Consider the following 18,563-nt stretch of genomic DNA (forward strand, 5'->3'; position numbering starts at 1 on the left):
AACCGCTCCGTCATTTCAGGAATTGAAGAACAGCAGCCAGAACAGCAGAGAGAAGAGCAACAGCAATGCGGAATACGCGACGAACGGCGGACCCAAAACGCTTTCTCGCTGCAGGCGCACCAGCACGGCCCGCACGATGAGCGTCATCGCGAGACTGCCGAGGAAGCAGAACATCCAGTCGGGGAAATAGGCCCCCAGCACGCTGATCGATGGCGAGACCGAACAACCGGCCAGCCACGGTAACGCGAGGCCGCACAGAAGGCGTCCGGCGGCGACACACCGCGCCGGACGGCGAATTGGGATCAGACTGGGCATGAATCGATCACTGTCGTTCTTTGCGAACCCGCCACATTGTTCTGGATAACGAACGAAATGGCTCAGTTCGGAATGGGATATACGGTGCTCAACTGCCTACCGATGAGCACGAGGGTCATAGCAAAACGCCGGTGTGTAACCGTACGGGCCTTTGGCTGCTCTCTCTGGTGCGGGATGACCGTGTTTTCCCAGACGTGGAAGGCACTGAATCCGTGACGAAAGGATCGACCACGCGAGCGAACCTGACCCGGTCACGACGTCGGTGGCAGTCACGCTCGTCGGAAATTTGCTTCCGTTTGTAAGATTTCTTGACTCAGTCAAGGATGATTTCCTTATCGGGGCAGGAAGAAAGTGCAGCAATCGAAACAATTTAAATGGCATTGCTCGCCTGGATTCCACACATAAGCCCGAAATATGCTTTTCACTTTTTAAAGAACATCAATTTTTCCTTGAAATTTAACGAGTTACACGATCAAAACCACGTTGTACCGATTTACCATGTGCGGACTTTTTTTAATTTTTATCAAATCTCCAGAAAAATCCCTTTCAAACAATCCCAAAATATTCGGCCGACAGGAACCGTCAGGCCGACAAGCAAATCTCAGAATTGAACGGCGACAACACCGTCGCGCGTGAGCCATCACGACTGCCCGTGCAGCCAGGCCTGCGGCACAAAAATTGCGCTCGCGCGTCCAACATCCGTTCGGACAGAGCGATGACGCGCGCCCCATCAGCACGCGCGCCGTGTCCATGAGGCTGCGGGCGCGAAAACGCCTGTTTGCACGCATTCGCCCGTCCGCCTGACGAGGCCAATTACCGAGATTCGTTGCGACTGATACCCATGACAAGGACGCCCCTTTTTTCCAGCTTACGATCCGCGTGTCGATCCCTTCGGGCTCCGCGTATCGACTCCCTGATAGCCGCATTTGCCTGCATGCTGCTGCTCGCCGCCACACCGTGCCGCGCGGATGCGCCGGCTGCCGCGTCCGCGGTGAACCCCGCCGCGCCCGTCGTGCTGACGCCCGCACAGGCGCATTCGGCGCTCCAGGTGCTCGACGACCCAGTGCAACGCGCACACGTCGAAGACACGCTACGCGCGATCGCAGCAGCGGGCGCACTCGCCACGCCGGCCTCGGCGAGCGCGGGCGCGAGCGCGCCCGCCGCGGCATCGGCGGCGAGCAGTGCTGCGGCATCCGCGCCGCTCGCCAACGCGCTGCGCTCGAACGGCCTTGTGCTGCAAATCGCCGACGGCGCCGCCCATAGCGCACAGATCGTCGGCCAAAAGCTCCTGCGGGCACGCGGCGCGCTTGTCAACGTCACGTCTGCTCGCGACTGGTGGAGCATGCGTCTTGGCACGCCCGAAGGCCACGCAATCCTGGGCGCCCTCCTGCGTGTGCTGCTGCTCACGCTCGTGCCCGCGCTCGCCATCGAGGCGCTCTTGCGCCGCGCGATCCTCAGACCACATCGCGCGCTCGCCGTGCACGCAGCGGCCTCGCAAGAGACTGCGGACAAGAGCGGCCCAGCTGCGGCGTCGAACGCCGCGGGCGCGGCGAGCAAAGCGCCAGCGTCGCCGCTATCGCCCGATACCGCGGCGGTGCAAACAGAAACCGATCAGGAAACCCTGCGCGCCGCAGCCGGGATGGCGCCGGCCACCGCGGACGGCAATGTCGACGAGCAGGCCAGCGCAAAAGCAAGCGCTCTCGCCGCCGCAGCCGACAACGGCTACAAGCCAGGCATCGCCTCGCTCGCGCGCGAGGCGCGCCACCGCATTCGCGGCGCGCACCATTGGCGCCTGCTCAAGCGCCTGCCCTGGGCGTTCCTCGTCGCGCTGCTCGAACTCGTGCCCGTCATCGCGTTTGGACTCTGCGCCGCAGGCGTGCTCTCGCTGTTCGGTCCGGAGGACGCCGCAGCAGCAGCGGCCGTCGGCCACGTCGTCGACACATGGGTGATCTGCCGCGTCATCATCGCCATCGGCACCATGCTGTTCGCGCCGGATTCGGATGCCCTGCGGCTCATGCCGCTCTCCGACACATGGGCTGCATTCGCGCAGCGCTGGCTCGTGCGCATCGTCGTCATCGGCGGCGTGGGCGGCGTGCTGGGCGGGGCGGTGCCGCTCGGCATGACCGAAGACGCGCATCTCGCACTCTTGAAGCTCGTCATCCTGTTCGCCCACGTCGCGCTCGCGGTAGCGATCCTGCAGTGCCGTCCGTACGTGGCCGAGGCGATCCGCAAGTGGGCCGCCGGACGCGGGTCGTTCGCTTATCTCGCACACTGGTTCTCCGACATCTGGGCCGCCGCCGCGGTCTTCGTCGTCATGGCGCTGTGGTTCGTCTGGGCGCTCGACCTGCGCGGCGGTTATCAGGAGCTCATGCGCGACGGCGGCGTCTCACTCGCCGTGCTGCTCGCCGGGCGCATGGTGGCCATCGTCGCGCTCGGGGCGCTCGGCCGCGTGTTCGATCCGAGCGGCAACGGCGACAACATGACGATCGCGCAACGCCGCGCGTATCGCTACTACCCGGCGCTGCGGCGCATCTTGACCGCGGCGATATGGATCGTCACGCTCGACGTTGTGGTGCAGGTGTGGGGCCTGCACCCCGGGCGTCTCATCGCCAACGCGCCCATCGGGCATCTGATCGGCTCCGCGCTGCTGACGATCGTCATCGCCATCGCCGTGGCCGTCGTGATCTGGGAGGCGGCGAACGGCGCCGCCGAGCGGCGCCTGAACGCCTGGACCGATGCGGGCGACTTCGTGCGCGCCGCGCGCCTGCGCACGCTGCTGCCGATGTTCCGCACCACGCTGTTCGTTGCGATCTTCGTGGTGGTCGGGCTCACGGCGCTCTCGCAGCTCGGCGTGAACACCGCGCCGCTCATCGCGGGCGCGAGCATCTTCGGCGTGGCGCTCGGCTTCGGCTCGCAAAAGCTCGTGCAGGACTTCATCACCGGCATCTTCCTGCTCACTGAAAACGCCATGCAGGTAGGCGACTGGATCACGGTCGCGGGCGTCTCGGGCACGGTCGAATTCCTCTCGATCCGCACGGTGCGCCTGCGCGGCGGCGACGGCTCGCTCTACACCGTGCCGTTCAGCTCGGTCACGACGGTGAACAACACGAACCGCGGCATCGGCAACGCGGCGGTGAAGGTGTTGATCGCGCACGGCGCGGATTTGCAGCGCGCCATCGACACGCTCAAGGAGATCGGCGCGGAGATCCGCAGCGACGAGGCCTTCAAGAAGGGCATTCTGAGCGACTTCGCGTACTGGGGCGTGGATCAGGTGGACGGCGCGAGCGTGACGCTCGTGGGCCAGATGCAGTGCAAGGACTCGGCGCGCTGGGGCGTGCAGCGCGAGTTCAACCGGCGCGTGCTGGCGCGCTTCACGGAGCGCGGCATCGAGCTCGCGAATCCGCAGCGCAGCTTCCTTGTTGGCCCCGGACATGAGGGCGATGTCGAAGGGCGCCTCTATGGCGAAAGCGGCGCGGGCGATGACGACGACGATCGCGGCACGCCGCTCGCACGCGATGAAGCACGCGGCGGCCCGAGGGGCACGCAAGGCGACGGTAGCAACGCCAAGCCGCGCAACGGCAAGGGCAGCGGTTCGGGCGGCACGCAGGGCGGCACGGCGCGCGGCAAACCGAATTGATGCGGTGGCCGATGCGGTGCCCAGTACCGTGGCCGGTGCGCGGCTCGCGCGCGCCGGCCTCACCCTCGCTTCACACATGCACTCCCGAAAATACTCACCTCAAGCGGCACGGCGCGGCCGCCGCGCGTGCGGCTCGCGGTGGACTTTCCAGTCCAATCAATGACCTGCGTGCAATGCGAAGCGTTGATGCGAGCGCGATTGCACGAGTCCCGAAGAAGCTCACCTTTGTACGCGCACGTCGCGGCGTTGCCGCGTCACAAAACAAAACCGGGGCACAAGGCCCCGGTCCGATATCGCTGCATGTCACCACGTCAAGCGAACATCAGGCCTCCACGTCTTCGAGGCTGAAGATCTCCGACTGGTCGTTGTACGAAAAGATCTCACCGTAACGCCCCCAGTCGATCACCGTATCGAGCGTCTCTTCCGCCGCAACGTCGGACAGAAAATCTTCGAGCTCCTGCTCGAAGCGCACGCGCGGTGCGCGATGGCCCGGGCGCTCGTTGAGCACCTTCTTGATCCGCGCCGCGAGCGGCACATTACGCAGCAGATGGTCGGCGAACATCAGCTTGCGCGCCTGCGTGCCCATCTCCGCGAACACGCGCGCGGGCGGCGTGAGCAGCAGGTCGCCTTCGCGCACGTCGGCAAAGCCGAGCTGCTGCAGCACTTCGGCAATCGGGAACAGGTCGTCCACTTCGAGATGCAGCGAGCGCGCGATTTCCGGCATGTCGGCGCGGCCGTGATACGGCGCGGCCGCCAGCGTCTCGATCAAGCCCGCCATCAGGTTCGTGGAGACGTCGGGCAAACGGCTGCCCACTTCGAGGCGCCGTTGCGAAGCTTCGGCCGCTTCGCGCGCGGTCATCTTCGCGTAGATGTCGTCGACGAGCTTGCGGAACGCCGGGTCCAGGCGATTGCGCGGATGCTTGAACGGCACCTTGATCTCCGCCACCACGCGCCCCGGATTCGACGAGAGCACGAGAATGCGGTCGCACATGAACACCGCTTCTTCAATGTTGTGCGTGACGATCAGCATCGACTTGATCGGCATGCGGCCTTGCGTCCACAGGTCGAGCAAATCGGTGCGCAGCGTTTCAGCCGTGAGCACGTCGAGCGCCGAAAACGGCTCGTCCATCAGCAGCAGTGCCGGGTCCACGACGAGCGCGCGCGCGAAGCCCACGCGCTGGCGCATGCCGCCCGAAAGCTCGCGCGGGTAGGCGTTCTCGAAGCCGTCCAGACCGATCAGGTCGATGGCGGCGAGGGCCCGTTCGCGGCGCTCGCGCGCGCCCACGCCCTGCGCTTCGAGGCCCGCTTCCACGTTCTGCAGCACCGTGAGCCACGGGAACAGCGCGAAGGTCTGGAACACCATCGAGACGCCTTCGGCCGGGCCTTCGAGCGGCTTGCCGAGCCAGTTCACCTCGCCCGAGGTGGCCTCGATCAGGCCGGAGATGATGCGCAACAACGTGGACTTGCCCGAGCCCGAACGCCCGAGCAGCCCGACGATTTCGCCTTCGCGCAGCGAGAGATTGACGTCGTCGAGCACGAGGCGCTCGTCGTCCTTCTTCGCAAAGCCGCGCGAAACGTTCTTGACCGCGAGCACTTCCTTGCCCGGAACGGGACGCACCGACAGCAGGTCGGCTGAGACGGTTTGGGGATTCAGCATGTTGGTCTACTCCATCTCAATCGAGCCGCAGCCGGGACTCGGCGAACGTGTACAACGGACGCCAGAGCACGCGGTTGAACAGCGTGACGAACAAGGACATCATCGCGATGCCCAGAATGATTTTCGGGAAGTCGCCGGCGGCGGTCGTTTGCGCGATATACGCGCCCAGGCCGTGCGCCTGGATTTTCGTGTCGCCCCACTGCACGAACTCGGACACGATGCTCGCGTTCCACGCGCCGCCCGAGGCGGTAATCGCGCCCGTGACGTAGTACGGGAAGATGCCGGGCAGCATCGCCTGGCGCCACCACTGCCAGCCGCGGATGCGGAAGTTCTTCGCCGCTTCCTTGTAGTCGTTCGGATAGGCCGTGGCGCCGGCGATCACGTTGAACAGGATGTACCACTGCGTGCCGAGCACGATCAGCGGCGAGAGCCAGATGTCCGGATTCAGGTGGAAGCGCACGATCACGATCACGAACACCGGGAACAGCAGGTTCGCCGGGAACGCCGCGAGGAACTGCGCAAGCGGCTGGACCTTTTCGGCGAGGGCGGGGCGCAGGCCGATCAGCACACCAAGCGGCACCCAGATCACCGAGGCGATCACGATCAGCAGCATCACGCGAAACAGCGTAATGAGGCCGAGCACGAACACATGGCCGACTTCGTCGAGCGTCACGCCGGTGCGCACGAACGCGACCACGCGCCAGACCACGTACGCCGTGAGCGCGATCACAAAAATGGCCCAGAGGATGTCGCCCAGGCGCGAGCGCTTGGTGAGCGCGGCGCTCGCCGCGGGCATGGCCTTCGGCAACTGCACGCGAATGGGGATGCGTGCGAGCGTGGCGAGCATGAAGCCCATCGGCACAAGCAGACGGTGAATCAGGCGCGTACGGCGGATCAGGTCGAGCAGCCACGACTCGGGCGCATCGCCCGAAGAGGTGGTCTCCATGCGGAACTTGTCGGCCCAGGCCACCAGCGGGCGGAACAGGAACTGGTCGTAGGCCAGAATCACCACCGTCATCGCGAGAATGACCCAGCCCACCGCGTGCAGGTTCTTTTCCGTGATCGCCTGCGCCAGATACGCGCCGATGCCCGGCAGCGTGATCGTGTTGTTGCCCACCGTGATCGCCTCGGAGGCCACCACGAAGAACCAGCCGCCCGACATCGACATCATCATGTTCCAGATGAGGCCCGGCATCGAGAACGGCACCTCGAGCTTCCAGAAACGCTGCCATGCCGTGAGGTGAAAGCCTCGCGAGACTTCATCGAGATCGCGCGGCACGGTGCGCAGCGACTGGTAGAAGCTGAAGGTCATGTTCCAGGCCTGGCTCGTGAAGATCGCGAAGATCGCCGCGAGCTCCGCGCCCAGCACGCGCGAGGGAAACAGCGCGAGGAAGAAGGTGACCGTGAACGAGATGTAGCCGAGCACCGGCACCGACTGCAGGATGTCGAGAATCGGCACCAGCACCTGGCCCGCGCGGCGGCTCTTGGCCGCGAGCGTGCCATAGACGAGCGTGAACACGAGCGAGGCGACCATCGCCGCGAGCATGCGCAGCGTGGTGCGCAAGGCGTACTCGGGCAGCATCGCCGGATCGAGCGAGATCGTCTGCGTCTTGAGCACGCCAATGGGCGCCATGGTCTGATGAAAGCCCACGACGGCCATGGCGATCAGGCCGATGATCAGCGGGAACGCCACGAAGTCCCAGCGATTGGGCAGCACGCGCCACGCCGAAGCGTTGGCCGTGCGGTTCAGGTTGAAGCTGAACTCCATCAGCGGCCTCCTTGGACGGATGCATGCACGGCGCCGCGTGCGCGCGTTGCGCGGCGAGTCGTTCGCATCGAGCGGTTGAGCAGATTGAACTGATTCATGTGTTGAAGCACCGGCGTTTCTGGATGTTGCTGTTTGTTGCTGTCGCGCGGCCCTTGCGCCTCGCCTGCATCGCCATGCGCGATAGCGGCACAGGTGCGCGGGGCCGCGCTTTCTTGTCTAGCTTTTGGCTTGCTCTCGCAAGCTACGTCAGCCCCGCGCGCTCCGGAACACCCGTGCGCGCAAGTCTCGCCAGCGCGCGGCAAGTCTCGGATGGCGGCACGGCGGAGCGGCCGGCACGCGCTGGCGGGCGCCGATCACATCGGGATGGAGGTTTTGCTGCGTTTGCGGCAGGTGCGGCAGAAGAAGGCCGAAGTTCATGCTGAATCTCCTCGCGTCCCGCATTCGCGTGGACGCCATGGCGAGGAAAGCCAGCAGACCCAGCTGCGCGCAATGCAAGGCCAATTCGGCGCGCTACAGCGGCTTTAAGTCTGCGCGCTTTCCTCAGGGAACGAAAAAAGGAAGCGGCATAACGGATAACTGTCACTGTCGGACATCGGAACTCCTCATCGTCACGGCGGCGCGCGGGGGGCCGAAACGGCCTGGGCCATACTGACCTGGACCATCCCGGCCTGCACCATGCGCGGCGCAAGTGGCGGTCCGCGCATCGCAGCGCATCGGCTGCCAATGCGCGCAATAAACGGACCGTGCCGCGAGCGAAATTCGCTCACGGCGCGATATCGGCCTGGTGCTGCGCGCGAAACAACAACGCGGCGGCGCCGGGTCGACGCTAATCAGAGTGCACGGAGATTACTGCTGGACGCGCACCATCTGCCTGGCTGGCAAGACGGCGGCTGAAAGAAAGGGAGCGCGGACGTCGTGCCGGTCAGGCAGCGAAACTAATCGAAGATCGACAACTGCTACTGTCCAAGGCGTCAGCCCCTTTTGTTAAGACGGGCGAATTTTAGTCACGCCCACTGCCGGAAGTCAACACGATTCGCGCCTCGCGTCAAATCTCGTGCCAATGCCGCCACAAGGCCACTGCACGGCCAGCCCGAGGACACCACGCGGCCGTCCCAAGCTAGCGAGAGTGCGGCGCGACGCTCCATCGAACATCACTGGCTTTTATCTGGCCCCGCTTGCGGCGGCGCTCACTTCTTTCTGCTCCCCTCGCTGCGCTGCGCATTGGGGGCGGACCGCTTGACCACCTCGTACACAACGCGCAATCCCGGTGCCCGATGCCCCGCCGTGCCCCTGGTCGAGCCGCGTGGCCGCCTGCTTCACGCGCGCTTGCGCATTGGCTGCCGTGCCTCGCCCGTGCGCATGCGTTCCAGCCGCTCGCTGGCCTCCGCCAGCACCCAGAACGGCGCGCTCTGCAACTGATGGTCGTACACGCTCACGATGGCCTTCACGGCCTCGAACTGCGCGTCGTCGAGACGCCAGTCGTCCTCAGCGCCGCCGCGCGCGAAGCACGCGAGGATCGCCTCGTCGGCGCAGCGCACCTGCTCGGGCGTCAGCGCGCCGTAGCCCGCGCCGGCAATCGACTGCGCGAGCACGTGCGCATGCAGGAGCGCCTGCGCGTCGTGCTGGGTGCCGTCCGCGCGCAACGACGCCAGCGCCAGATGCACTTGCAGCGCGAGGTCCTCCGCGCTTGCGCGCGGCATCGGCAGCAACTCGGCCTTATTGCGCCGGGCGCGGGTGCTCTTGTGCTGCGGAAAGGGGATCGTCTTGGCCATGTCGCACGAAAAAGGTCATTCTTCAGATGCATTAACGGCACCTGGCGCCCAAGGTTGAGCGCCGCCGCGCGAGATGGATGTAACGAATGGTGACAGGGCTGGCGCCGGTGCGAGCCGGTGCGAGCCGGCGACGCGATGCGCCGGCCTCGCGCTAGCGCGCGTCGTCGGACCCGCGGCGGGCCGCCATGAAAGCTTCCACGTGGCGGATGGCCGCTTCGCACTGTTCGAGTGTCAGATGGTGGATCGAGGGATTCGGCAGGTCGAAGCCGAGTTCCTCGGCGAGCCAGCGCAGCGCACGGCCGCGGGCCTCGAACACGTTCACCTTGTCGCGCCGCACCTTGGCGGCGACGAGCGGCTCGAGCGCATCGTGCAGGCGGCTCTTGGCGTCGCGCAGCGCGGCATTGGCGAGCCGCCCGAGCGGCACGTTGCGCGTGCTGCGCGCGGGCACGCCAATCCATGCCTCGCAGGCCGCGCAGACCCAGAGCGGGCCGTGATCGTCGCGGTACGGATAGGCTTCGTCGCCATGGCGGGCGAGCTGCGCCTTCGCGCCGCAGTAGTCGCACAGCGGCTGCGGCAGCGCCTTGACCGGTCGGCCTACGCGCATGCGGGGCTCCCGAGGGTGAAAGTCGATCGTTGCATAAACACTTGCTTGATGGTGATTGCGTTTGCGGTGTAGCCGCGTTGCAGCTGGAGCGCATTGGCGTGACGGCCCGGTGGGGCGGGAACAACGCGCGCCTCGGTAAAAGGATACCGGGAAAGCATCAACGGACGGCACGGCGGACCCCCGCCCGCCCACACCTCGCTCACCCCGCGCCTGCGGCGGCCCGCGTCTCCTCGTGCTCGAGCGAGCGCGTCTCGCGCAGGGCGGGAAAGAGCTTCATCCACAGCAGCGCCACGCCGATGGTCGCCACGCCGCCCACCAGCACTGCGGGTTGCGCGCCCCACCATCCGGCCGTCAGGCCCGACTCGAACTCGCCCAACTGATTCGAAGTGCCGATAAAAAGCGAATTGACGGCACTTACGCGCCCCAGCGTGTGCTCGGGCGTGCGCAGCTGTACGAGCGACGTGCGCACGACCACACTCACCACGTCCGATGCGCCAAGCACCGCGAGCGCGATAAGCGACACGGCGATGTTGTGCGACAGCCCGAACGCGATGGTCGCGCAGCCGAACACGATCACGCCGCCGAACATCGCGAGGCCGGGACGCCTGCGCAGCGGAAAATGCGCGAGCCAGATCGAGCCCGTGAGCGCGCCCACCGCCGAAGCCGAGCGCAGCAATCCGAGCGCCAGCGGGCCCGCATGCAGGATATCGCGTGCGAAGACGGGCAAGAGCGCCGTCGCGCCGCCGAACAACACGGCGAACAGGTCGAGCGAGAGCGCGCCGAGAATCACGGGCTGCGAACGGATGAAGGCGATACCCGAGAACACCGAGGCAAGCGTGACGGGCGCGCGGACGGCGGGCCGCGCCTGCAGCGCGATGCTCGACGAGAGCACGGCGGCCACGGCGAACGACAGCGCACACGCGATATAGGCGGGCCCCGCGCCAACGCCGTAAAGCAGGCCGCCCAGAGCCGGCCCGACGATCTGCGCGGTCTGGCTCGCCGAGGTCGACCAGGCGGTGGCCGTGGGCAACTGCGCGCGCGGCACCACGGCGGGCAGCAGCGAAGACACGGCCGGCGACTCGAACGCGCGCGCCGCGCCCACACAGGCCGCCAGCGCGTAGATGACCGGCGCGCTCAGCCAGCCGCCGAAGGTGCCGCACGCGAAGGTGAGCGCGGCGGCGCACTCGACGCCCTGGCACACGGCGGCGATGCGCCGGCGGTCGTAGCGGTCCGCGACATGGCCGACGACGAGCGTGAGGAGGAACATCGGCAGGAACTGCGAGAGGCCGACGAGGCCGAGCGCAAACGCGCTCTTCGTGAGCGCATAGACGTGCCAGCCCATTGCAACGGCGAGCATCTGGAACGACATCGAGGCGAGCACGCGTGCGCTCCACAAGCGCTGGAAACCGCGATTGCGCGCGAGACGCCCGGGCGCAGCCTCGGGTGCGGACGAAGGTATGTTCATGAACGGCGGGAAGGGCGCGGCGCGCGGGCGACGTGCAAAGCAGCATATTTTAAAGCAGCGGGTCTGAGCGCACCGGCGAGCCCCGATTCATGTGCGCGGCGGATTACTGGCATCGATATATACATTAGAATATAACGAATGCGTCGGGCCTCCCGATGCGCGATCCGGAATCCATTAGTCAGAAAGAGGTGCTTGAGTGAGCCGTCGGTCCCTGGCGACGAATGCAGCGGGAAACGCCACGAGCACGCCTCGCGCACCTGGCACGCTGAGCGCCATGCTGCCGCGCGCGGCGTCGCCGTGCGGCGTGTCAACGCCGGGAGTGCGAACGGCCGGCGAGCGGGGAGCCGACTTACTGGCGTCTGCCGTGCCGGCAACCAGCATCGGTGCGTTCGGCACGCAGGCGTCCGGCAAGCGGGCAACCGACCCCGTCCCGGCAACGTTCACGATCTTGCGCCCCGCGTCCGGACTCGAGCGCGCGGAGCAGATTCGCGACATCGTCGACGCCTTCCGGCGCCTGCGCGAGAGCATCGACCGCTTCAACCGCCTGTTCGCCGCCGCAGCGGGCGAGCCACAGCCGCGCGGGAACAGCGGCGCTTCGCTGCAGCCATTGCTGACGGCGCTGGCGCGTCGCGTCGACGGTGCGCGCTTTGCGCAGCATCGCGAACTCAAGCGCGCGATTCGCGACGCGCGCCGCCTCGACAAGACCCGCGACGCGCTCTTCTCCGACGCCTTCAGCCTCGACACGGACGCCATGCGGCGAACCGCAGCCGAACTGGAGCGTCTCGATACCGCGTTCGTCCGGCTGGGCGTCGGGCACGTGCTCGCACGACATCGGGAAGACGCGCGCACCACTATGGGCGATGCAGCAGCGAGACCGCCAGCGGCCGTCGATGCCGGCGTAGGCGCTTCCATGCAAAGGGACGCCGCCTGAGCCACCGCGCGCACGCGAGCCGACGTGAGCGCGCGAGCCGACGTCTACGCGCGCCAAGCACTATCAGACACGCTCCGCGAGCCCCCGCCATCGGGCACGCGAGCGCGCCGCAAGGGGCGTTCAGCGGCCCGATCACGTTATATTCCATGGTATATTGCGCTTTCGGCAAGCAGCCGCGCGGCATCGCGAACGGCTGCGCCACGCGCATCGCCATCCCGCGTTCCCAACCGGATCAGAGGTCACCATGCACGCACCGCCGTTTCGCCTCGCCCGCACGCCGGGCGCCGCGACGCCGGACGAGGCGCCGCATCTACGCGCCATCGCCCCCGCCGCCTGTTGCGGTCCTTCTCAGGCCGAGCTGGACCGTTCGCGGCGCCGCACGCGTCTCGCCGATCTCGACGCGCATCTGCACTGCTCGATCATCGGCACCTGTCTTTCCACACACGAACTGCGCAAGCTCGTGCCGAAATACACGCCGCTCGACGGCCAGCGGGCGAGCGATCTCGAGATTCACCACACCGCGGTCGAGCACGCGATCCAGGGCGGTGCGCTCAGCAAGGCGCTGCAAAAGGCGCTCGACACGCGTTACGCCGGCGCGCTTCGGCGCTTTGCCGCCGCGCGAGATGTCGACGCGGTCCTCGCGCTCTGGAACGAGGCGCGCGCGAACGGCGACATCCCCCCCGCCTACTGGGCATTGATGACGCATCCGGCCACGACGATGGAAGTGCGCCAGGCGGCGTTCGGCGACCTGCACATGCTCTCGCATCTCGTGGGCGCAGCGAACCGCGCCGATCTGCGCCGCCTCGTGGCGCTGGAGGAGGAAAACGCTGACTTGCAGGCGAAGATCGAGCGCCAGCAGCTGCGTCTGAACGAGATGAGCCGCGAGCGCGACGACGCCCGCAAGGCGCTGGACGAGCAGTCGTCGCACGCGGCTGCGCGGTCCGAATCGCAGGACAATGCGCACGACAAAGCGGCGCCGCAGCTTGCGGCCTTGCACGAGGCGCTGGCTGCCCGCGACGCACGGCTTGCGCTGGAAACGAGCCGCCGCGAAGCCGCCGAGCAGCGCGCCGCCGCGGACGCGAGCACCCTGCAAACGTTGCGCGCGCAACTTGACGAAGCGCACACGCTGATCGAGGCGCTGCGCGCCGAGGCGCACGCGATGGAAACCGCGGCGCAGCCCGACGACGACGACACGCCGCGCGCGCTGCCGCGCGAGGCGCTCAAGGGACGGCGCATCGTCTATGTGGGCGGACGCCCCGGATCGAATCACGCGCTGCGGCGCTGGGTGGCCGCGGCCGGTGGCGAGCTCACGGTGCACGACGGTGGCCTAGAGGACCGCAAGGGCCTGCTGGCGGCCTCGCTCGCAGGCGCCGACCTGGCCGTGTTTCCGGTCGATTGCATCGACCACGATTCGATGGCCACGCTCAAGCGCGTGTGCGAGCGCCACCGGGTAAGCTGGCACCCGCTGCGCACCGCGAGCCTCGCGAGCTTCGTCGAATTGATGATGCGACTGCACGTGAGTGCCACGCCTGCGCTGACCGCCGTGCCCGTCTCGCGGTTCTGCCTGCGCCACGGCTAGGCAGCGCGCAATCGTGCGCCCGGCAGAAACCGCGCATGACGCGCGCGTGCAGGTGCGGGCTCAGCCCTTCACGAGTTTCTTCAGCGCTTCGATTTCGGGCGCGCACGCGGCGGCGGCCCGCGCCTCGATGCCGCGATAGAGGCGAATGATCTCTTCGCCCACCGGCGTGAGCGTGCTGCCCCCGCCGCTTTGTCCGCCGTGCTCGGACACGGTGGCCGGCGATTCGAGCGCGCGATTGAGTTCGTCCATGAGGAGCCACGCGCGCCGATACGACATGTTCAGGCTGCGCGCCGCCGCGGAAATCGAGCCATGCTCGCGCACGGCTTCCAGCAATTGCACCTTGCCTGGCCCGAGCGCGATGGTGCCGTCCTGCATGACACGCATGCGAAAACGCACTTCAGGTTCGCCGCGCCGTGTCGACGCACTGGCCTGGGTCTGATCTTTTTGGGGTGGGGTCATGGGCGCAAGCATACATGAAGGTCTGGGCCATTCGGTCTGCCGAACGGCTGGCGGCCTTGCTACTCGTGCCCCTGCGGAAAGCAGAAGGCGAAATCCTCGCAGCCCGGACAACCCGGCGCAGGCCCCGGCACGCCGCCGGTGGCCCGTGCCAGTTCGCGCGCGAGCAGTTTCTTCCAGCGCAGGCCTTCACGATTGCGCGCGACGACTTCCGGGAAAAAGCGCGTGAGCATCTGCGTGACGTCGTCGCGGCCGGAAAGTCCCAGATCGCGCCATAGGTGATCGGGACGCAGACACGCATACGCGAGGATCGTGGCAAGACACTGGGCGTCGGCGGCATCGACGTCGGGCGCAGCGAGGCCAATCAGGAATTCGCGCATCGAAGCCACGAACGCGGCATGCGTTGCCTCCACGACCGGGGCCTGATGCGCAAGATGCATCAACGGCACTACCGCGTCCGCCGTGAAATGCCGCTGGGCGAGCGCCGTCAACGCGTGCGCCGATAACCCCAGCAACGCGAGTTCGCCACGCACTTCGCGCGCCGCCACGAGCCGCGCGAACAGCCACGCGTCGCCGGAGCGCGCACCGCCGGGCACGCCGGTCAGGCGGTCGCGGCAGGCCGCCGCGCGGCGCTCGAAATCGGGCGCCGCCGCGTGGCCGGGCAAGGTCTCGGTCATGTCGGTCGCGATTGCGGTTGCACGCGCGAGAACCGGCGTGCGAGCCGGTTCAGCGCAGGCCGTACGCGCGTATGAATCAGGCGTCCACGCCCACGATCACGCTCGACGCCTTGAAGAGTGCCGAAGCCGCCTTGCCTGCTGCCAGGCCGAGGCGGTCCGCGCTTTCGTTCGTGATGATGGCCGCGATCTGCGCGCCGCCCGGCGCCGCGATCACGACCTCGGCGTTCACGGCGCCCTTCGTGACCGAAGCGACGGTGCCCGCGACGACGTTGCGCGCGGAGACCTTGCTGGCGTCCGCGTCGACCATGACGATCACCGACGAAGCCTTCACGAGCGCGAACGCGCTCTTGCCTGCCGCGAGGCCCAGCGACGCGGCGCTGCCATGCGTGATGATGGCGACGATCTCGAGACCGCCGTCGGCGCGCAAGGTGACTTCGTCGTTGACCGCGCCGGCCTTGACCTCGGCGATCTGGCCGGAGAAATGATTACGGGCGCTGGTACGCATGATTGCCTCCTGTTGAACCGCACGTTGAGTGCGGCCCCATGCAAAGTTGAGATTTCACGAAACGACGAAATAACCGGCGCGGCGCGCGCCGGCGAGATGTCCGAATGCAGACGCCCAGTGTAGCCGCGCAGCCGAATCACGCACAGGTGTTATCGGGAAGATTGGCCATGTGGCCAGGTGCATGAACCCGACAGTCCGTCGTAATATATGAACCTTTATAACGCTACGGGGTAGAAGAAATGATCCGCAAGCTGATCGCATCTGTCGTGGTGATGTCGGGCGTGCTCGCCGCAAGCACGAGCGCATTCGCGGCCGATGACAGCGACGTCAACGTGCTCTACGCAGGCTCGCTCGTGAATCTGATGGAAAAGAGCGTCGGTCCTGCGTTCGAGAAAGAAACGGGCCTGCACTTCAAGGGTTACGCAGCCGGTTCGAACAAGATCGCCAACGAAGTGAAGGGCAAGCTGCGCCGCGGCGACGTGTTCATCAGCGCGAGCCCGAAAGTCAACGCCAACCTCATGGGCGAAGCGAACGGCAATCATGTTTCGTGGTACGTGAATTTTGCCGAATCGCCGCTCTTGATCGGCTATAACCCAAAGAGCCGCTTCGCCGCCGACTTCAAGACGAAGAAGTGGGATCAGGTGCTGCAAGAGCCGGGCATCCGTGTTGGCCGCACCGATCCCAAGCTCGACCCGAAGGGCGCCTTCACCGTCGAGCTGATGACGAAGGCCGCACAGGCCTATAACCAGCCCGACCTCGTCGAGAAGACGCTCGGCGCGCCCGAGAATCCCGCCCAGGTGTTGCCGGAAGAAACGCTGGTGGGCCGTCTGCAGTCGGGCCAGCTCGACGCGGGCTTCTTCTACTCGACCGAAACGTCTGACCTGAAGATTCCGTCGATCCACCCCGCACCCGAGCTGGGGATCAAGGCCAACTACACGCTCACGATCCTCAACGACGCTCCGAATAACGCGGGCGCCGCGCGCTTCGTCAACTTCCTCCTGAGCGCGGAAGGCCGCAAGCTGCTCGCCGAGCACGGCGTGGATGTCACGAAGCCCACGGTCAAGGGCGAGGCGCAGGCCATTCCGCCTTCGGTGCAGGCCGTGATCGACGCCGCCCAGCAATGATGCAGCAGCCATGACCCAACCCGCGCAGCGCGCCGCAAGGCCGCTCTGGTGGCTCGGCGCCCTGCTCGCGGTCTATCTGTGCGCGCCGTTTCTCGCCAGCATTCCGCAGATCGAGCAGGCGGACTGGACCGGCGTCGACTGGCACACCATGGGGTCGGCCGTCGGCGTCTCGGTGGCGAGCGCGAGCGTCGCCTCGCTCATCATCCTCGTGGGCGGCGTGCCGCTCGGCTATTGGCTCGCGCGTTCGCGCGCACGCGGCGTCGCCCTGCTCGGCTTCGTCGTGCAATTGCCGCTCGCGCTGCCGCCGCTCACGAGCGGCGTGCTGCTGCTGTTCCTGATCGGCCCGTATAGCCCCATTGGCCAGCTCTTCAACGGCTCGCTCACCGACTCCTTCACCGGCATCGTGCTCGCCGAGACCTTCGTGGCCGCGCCGTTCCTGATCGTCGCGGCGCGCTCGGCGTTCGCCGCCGTCGATCCGGTCTACGACGACGTCGCCGCCACGCTCGGCCATCACGCCGCCAGCCGCTTCTTCCGCGTCACGCTGCCGATTGCGTGGCCCGCCATTCGCGCGGGGCTCGCGCTCGCGTGGCTGCGCGCGTTCGGCGAATTCGGCGCAACGGTGATGGTCGCCTATCACCCGTACTCACTACCGGTCTACACCTACGTGGTATTCGGCGGCCAGGGGCTGCCGGCGATGATGCCGCTCCTGCTGCCGACGCTCGCCATCGCCATCGTCTGCGCGGTGCTCTCGGTCTACAGCCGCGGCGCGCGCGCCACGCTCGCGGTGAGCGTCGACAACGGCGACGAGCTCACCGCATTCACGCCCGCCGCCACGGCAGCGGACGCCGGCGATCTGCGCCTCGCGTTCGCGGCACAGCGGCGCCTGGGCGCCTTCACGCTCGACGTCGCCTGGCAGCCGCGCACGCGGCGGCTCGCGATCATCGGGCCGTCGGGCTCGGGCAAGTCGCTCGCACTGCGTATCGTCGCGGGCCTCGAGCAGAACGACGCGGGCTTCGTCTCGCTCGGCGCGACCGACATCGGCGCGCTGCCGCCCGAGCGGCGCCAGATCGGCTACATGCCGCAGGACTATGGCCTGTTTCCGCATATGACGGTGGCGCAGCAACTGGCGTTTCCCGTCGATGCCGACGCCGCCAGCGCACGCTACTGGCTCGCGCATCTGGGCCTCGACACGCTCACGCAGCGCTTGCCGCGCCAGCTCTCGTTCGGCCAGCGCCAGCGCGTGGCGCTCGCCCGCGCGCTCACGCGGCACAGCCAGTTGCTGCTGTTCGACGAGCCGTTCGCCGCGCTCGACACGCCGCGCCGGCGCAAGCTGCAGCAGTCGCTGCGCGCCCTGCAGCGCGAGATTGGCGCGGTGACCGTGATCGTCACCCACGACCCCGACGAAGCCGCCCTGCTCGCCGACGAAGTGCTCGTAATCGAGCACGGCCACACGCTGCAGGCCGGTCCCGTCGACGAGGTGTTCGCCCGGCCTGCGTCGCTGCGGGTGGCCGAATTGCTCGGACTGCACAACATTGGTGTTGGCGTCGTGCTTGAGTCGGGCGAGATCGAAACGGCGGGCGGGCTGCGTCTGCCGTGCAGTAGCGCCAGCCTCGATACGCCGCACGCTCCAGGTACGCGCGTGATGTGGCGCGTGTCGCCACGCGCGCTGTGCGCGACGCCCGGCGGTTCGCTCGAAGGCCGCCTCGCCGGCGTCTCGCTGCGTCACGGCGACCGCTACGTCACGCTCGAGCTGGCCGGCGAAACGTTCGACATTCCCGCCGATGACGCGGCGTTGCCGCACGCCTGCGCGCACAGTGGCCAGCACACCCGTGCCCTGCGCTTCGAGATCGATCCCGCGGGCGTCACCGTGTGGCCCGCCGCTCACCCCTGAAAAAGCTCACCTTTCGGTCTCGCTACGGCATCGCCGGCGCGATGCCGGGTATTTCGACACCAGGCAGAAGGCCTTGTTTTCCAGCGTTTTCAAGGCTTTCTGCTCGAACGGTTAGTGTCTCGAAACGACCGCGCGCACCGCTCCCGAATAACCTCACCTTTGGCGGATGCCGTCAAGCGTGA

Annotated in this window: 15 protein-coding genes; 5 read left to right on the forward strand and 10 right to left on the reverse strand. The window is 67.1% G+C overall.

Annotated features, from left to right (window positions below; all coding sequences use genetic code 11):
• Window positions 1–15: 15 nt before the first annotated feature.
• Entirely contained in the window at window positions 16–315 is a 300-nt protein-coding gene (locus E1956_RS24630; RefSeq protein WP_134753748.1) for a YtcA family lipoprotein, read from the reverse strand.
• Between the two features lie 934 nt (window positions 316–1,249).
• On the opposite strand from E1956_RS24630, the gene E1956_RS24635 reads away from it, so the two are divergent.
• The gene (locus E1956_RS24635) at window positions 1,250–3,952 is read left to right on the forward strand and encodes a mechanosensitive ion channel family protein (protein WP_197732864.1); all 2,703 of its coding nucleotides are present in this window, start codon (window positions 1,250–1,252) and stop codon (window positions 3,950–3,952) included.
• Window positions 3,953–4,274: 322 nt separating this feature from the next.
• Here E1956_RS24635 and E1956_RS24640 read toward each other — a convergent pair whose 3' ends face one another.
• The 6 genes from E1956_RS24640 to E1956_RS24660 all read right to left on the reverse strand — a co-directional run bounded on the left by E1956_RS24640 (window position 4,275) and on the right by E1956_RS24660 (window position 11,218).
• Window positions 4,275–5,609, reverse strand: a complete 1,335-nt coding sequence (locus E1956_RS24640; RefSeq protein WP_028218281.1) for an ABC transporter ATP-binding protein — start codon at window positions 5,607–5,609, stop codon at window positions 4,275–4,277.
• A 16-nt stretch (window positions 5,610–5,625) separates the two neighbouring features.
• Window positions 5,626–7,377 (reverse strand): ABC transporter permease, encoded by a 1,752-nt coding sequence (locus E1956_RS24645; protein WP_134753750.1) that lies wholly within the window; start codon window positions 7,375–7,377, stop codon window positions 5,626–5,628.
• Window positions 7,378–7,623: 246 nt separating this feature from the next.
• Window positions 7,624–7,794, reverse strand: coding sequence for a hypothetical protein (locus E1956_RS46250; RefSeq protein ID WP_167760104.1), 171 nt, complete (start codon window positions 7,792–7,794; stop codon window positions 7,624–7,626).
• Between the two features lie 899 nt (window positions 7,795–8,693).
• Window positions 8,694–9,149: a hypothetical protein gene (locus E1956_RS24650; protein ID WP_134753752.1), complete on the reverse strand. Its 456-nt coding sequence runs from the start codon at window positions 9,147–9,149 to the stop codon at window positions 8,694–8,696.
• Window positions 9,150–9,300: 151 nt separating this feature from the next.
• Window positions 9,301–9,753, reverse strand: a complete 453-nt coding sequence (locus E1956_RS24655) for a zinc-finger-containing protein (RefSeq protein ID WP_134753754.1) — start codon at window positions 9,751–9,753, stop codon at window positions 9,301–9,303.
• Between the two features lie 199 nt (window positions 9,754–9,952).
• Window positions 9,953–11,218, reverse strand: a complete 1,266-nt coding sequence (locus tag E1956_RS24660) for an MFS transporter (protein WP_134753756.1) — start codon at window positions 11,216–11,218, stop codon at window positions 9,953–9,955.
• A gap of 364 nt (window positions 11,219–11,582) precedes the next feature.
• On the opposite strand from E1956_RS24660, the gene E1956_RS24665 reads away from it, so the two are divergent.
• Both E1956_RS24665 and E1956_RS24670 read left to right on the forward strand, forming a co-directional pair.
• A complete protein-coding gene (locus tag E1956_RS24665) occupies window positions 11,583–12,149 on the forward strand; it encodes a hypothetical protein (RefSeq protein WP_197732865.1) in 567 nt (188 codons plus the stop codon).
• Window positions 12,150–12,393: 244 nt separating this feature from the next.
• The gene (locus E1956_RS24670) at window positions 12,394–13,728 is read left to right on the forward strand and encodes a DUF2325 domain-containing protein (RefSeq protein ID WP_134753758.1); all 1,335 of its coding nucleotides are present in this window, start codon (window positions 12,394–12,396) and stop codon (window positions 13,726–13,728) included.
• Window positions 13,729–13,788: 60 nt separating this feature from the next.
• On the opposite strand, the gene E1956_RS24675 is transcribed toward E1956_RS24670, so the two are convergent.
• The 3 genes from E1956_RS24675 to E1956_RS24685 all read right to left on the reverse strand — a co-directional run bounded on the left by E1956_RS24675 (window position 13,789) and on the right by E1956_RS24685 (window position 15,366).
• Window positions 13,789–14,187 carry a winged helix-turn-helix domain-containing protein gene (locus tag E1956_RS24675; protein WP_232071593.1) on the reverse strand — a complete coding sequence of 133 codons (399 nt, stop codon included), beginning with the start codon at window positions 14,185–14,187 and terminating at the stop codon, window positions 13,789–13,791.
• A gap of 59 nt (window positions 14,188–14,246) precedes the next feature.
• Window positions 14,247–14,861, reverse strand: a complete 615-nt coding sequence (locus tag E1956_RS24680) for a nitrogen fixation protein NifQ (RefSeq protein WP_134753760.1) — start codon at window positions 14,859–14,861, stop codon at window positions 14,247–14,249.
• 76 nt (window positions 14,862–14,937) lie between these two features.
• Entirely contained in the window at window positions 14,938–15,366 is a 429-nt protein-coding gene (locus E1956_RS24685; RefSeq protein WP_134753762.1) for a TOBE domain-containing protein, read from the reverse strand.
• Window positions 15,367–15,605: 239 nt separating this feature from the next.
• Here E1956_RS24685 and E1956_RS24690 point away from each other — a divergent pair, with 239 nt between their 5' ends.
• Entirely contained in the window at window positions 15,606–16,490 is an 885-nt protein-coding gene (locus E1956_RS24690) for an extracellular solute-binding protein (RefSeq protein ID WP_134753764.1), read from the forward strand.
• A 10-nt stretch (window positions 16,491–16,500) separates the two neighbouring features.
• Window positions 16,501–18,381, forward strand: coding sequence for an ABC transporter ATP-binding protein/permease (locus E1956_RS24695; RefSeq protein ID WP_134753766.1), 1,881 nt, complete (start codon window positions 16,501–16,503; stop codon window positions 18,379–18,381).
• Window positions 18,382–18,563: the final 182 nt, after the last annotated feature.

Source organism: Paraburkholderia pallida (genome assembly GCF_004524855.1).
In the GTDB taxonomy this organism is placed as follows: domain Bacteria; phylum Pseudomonadota; class Gammaproteobacteria; order Burkholderiales; family Burkholderiaceae; genus Paraburkholderia; species Paraburkholderia oxyphila.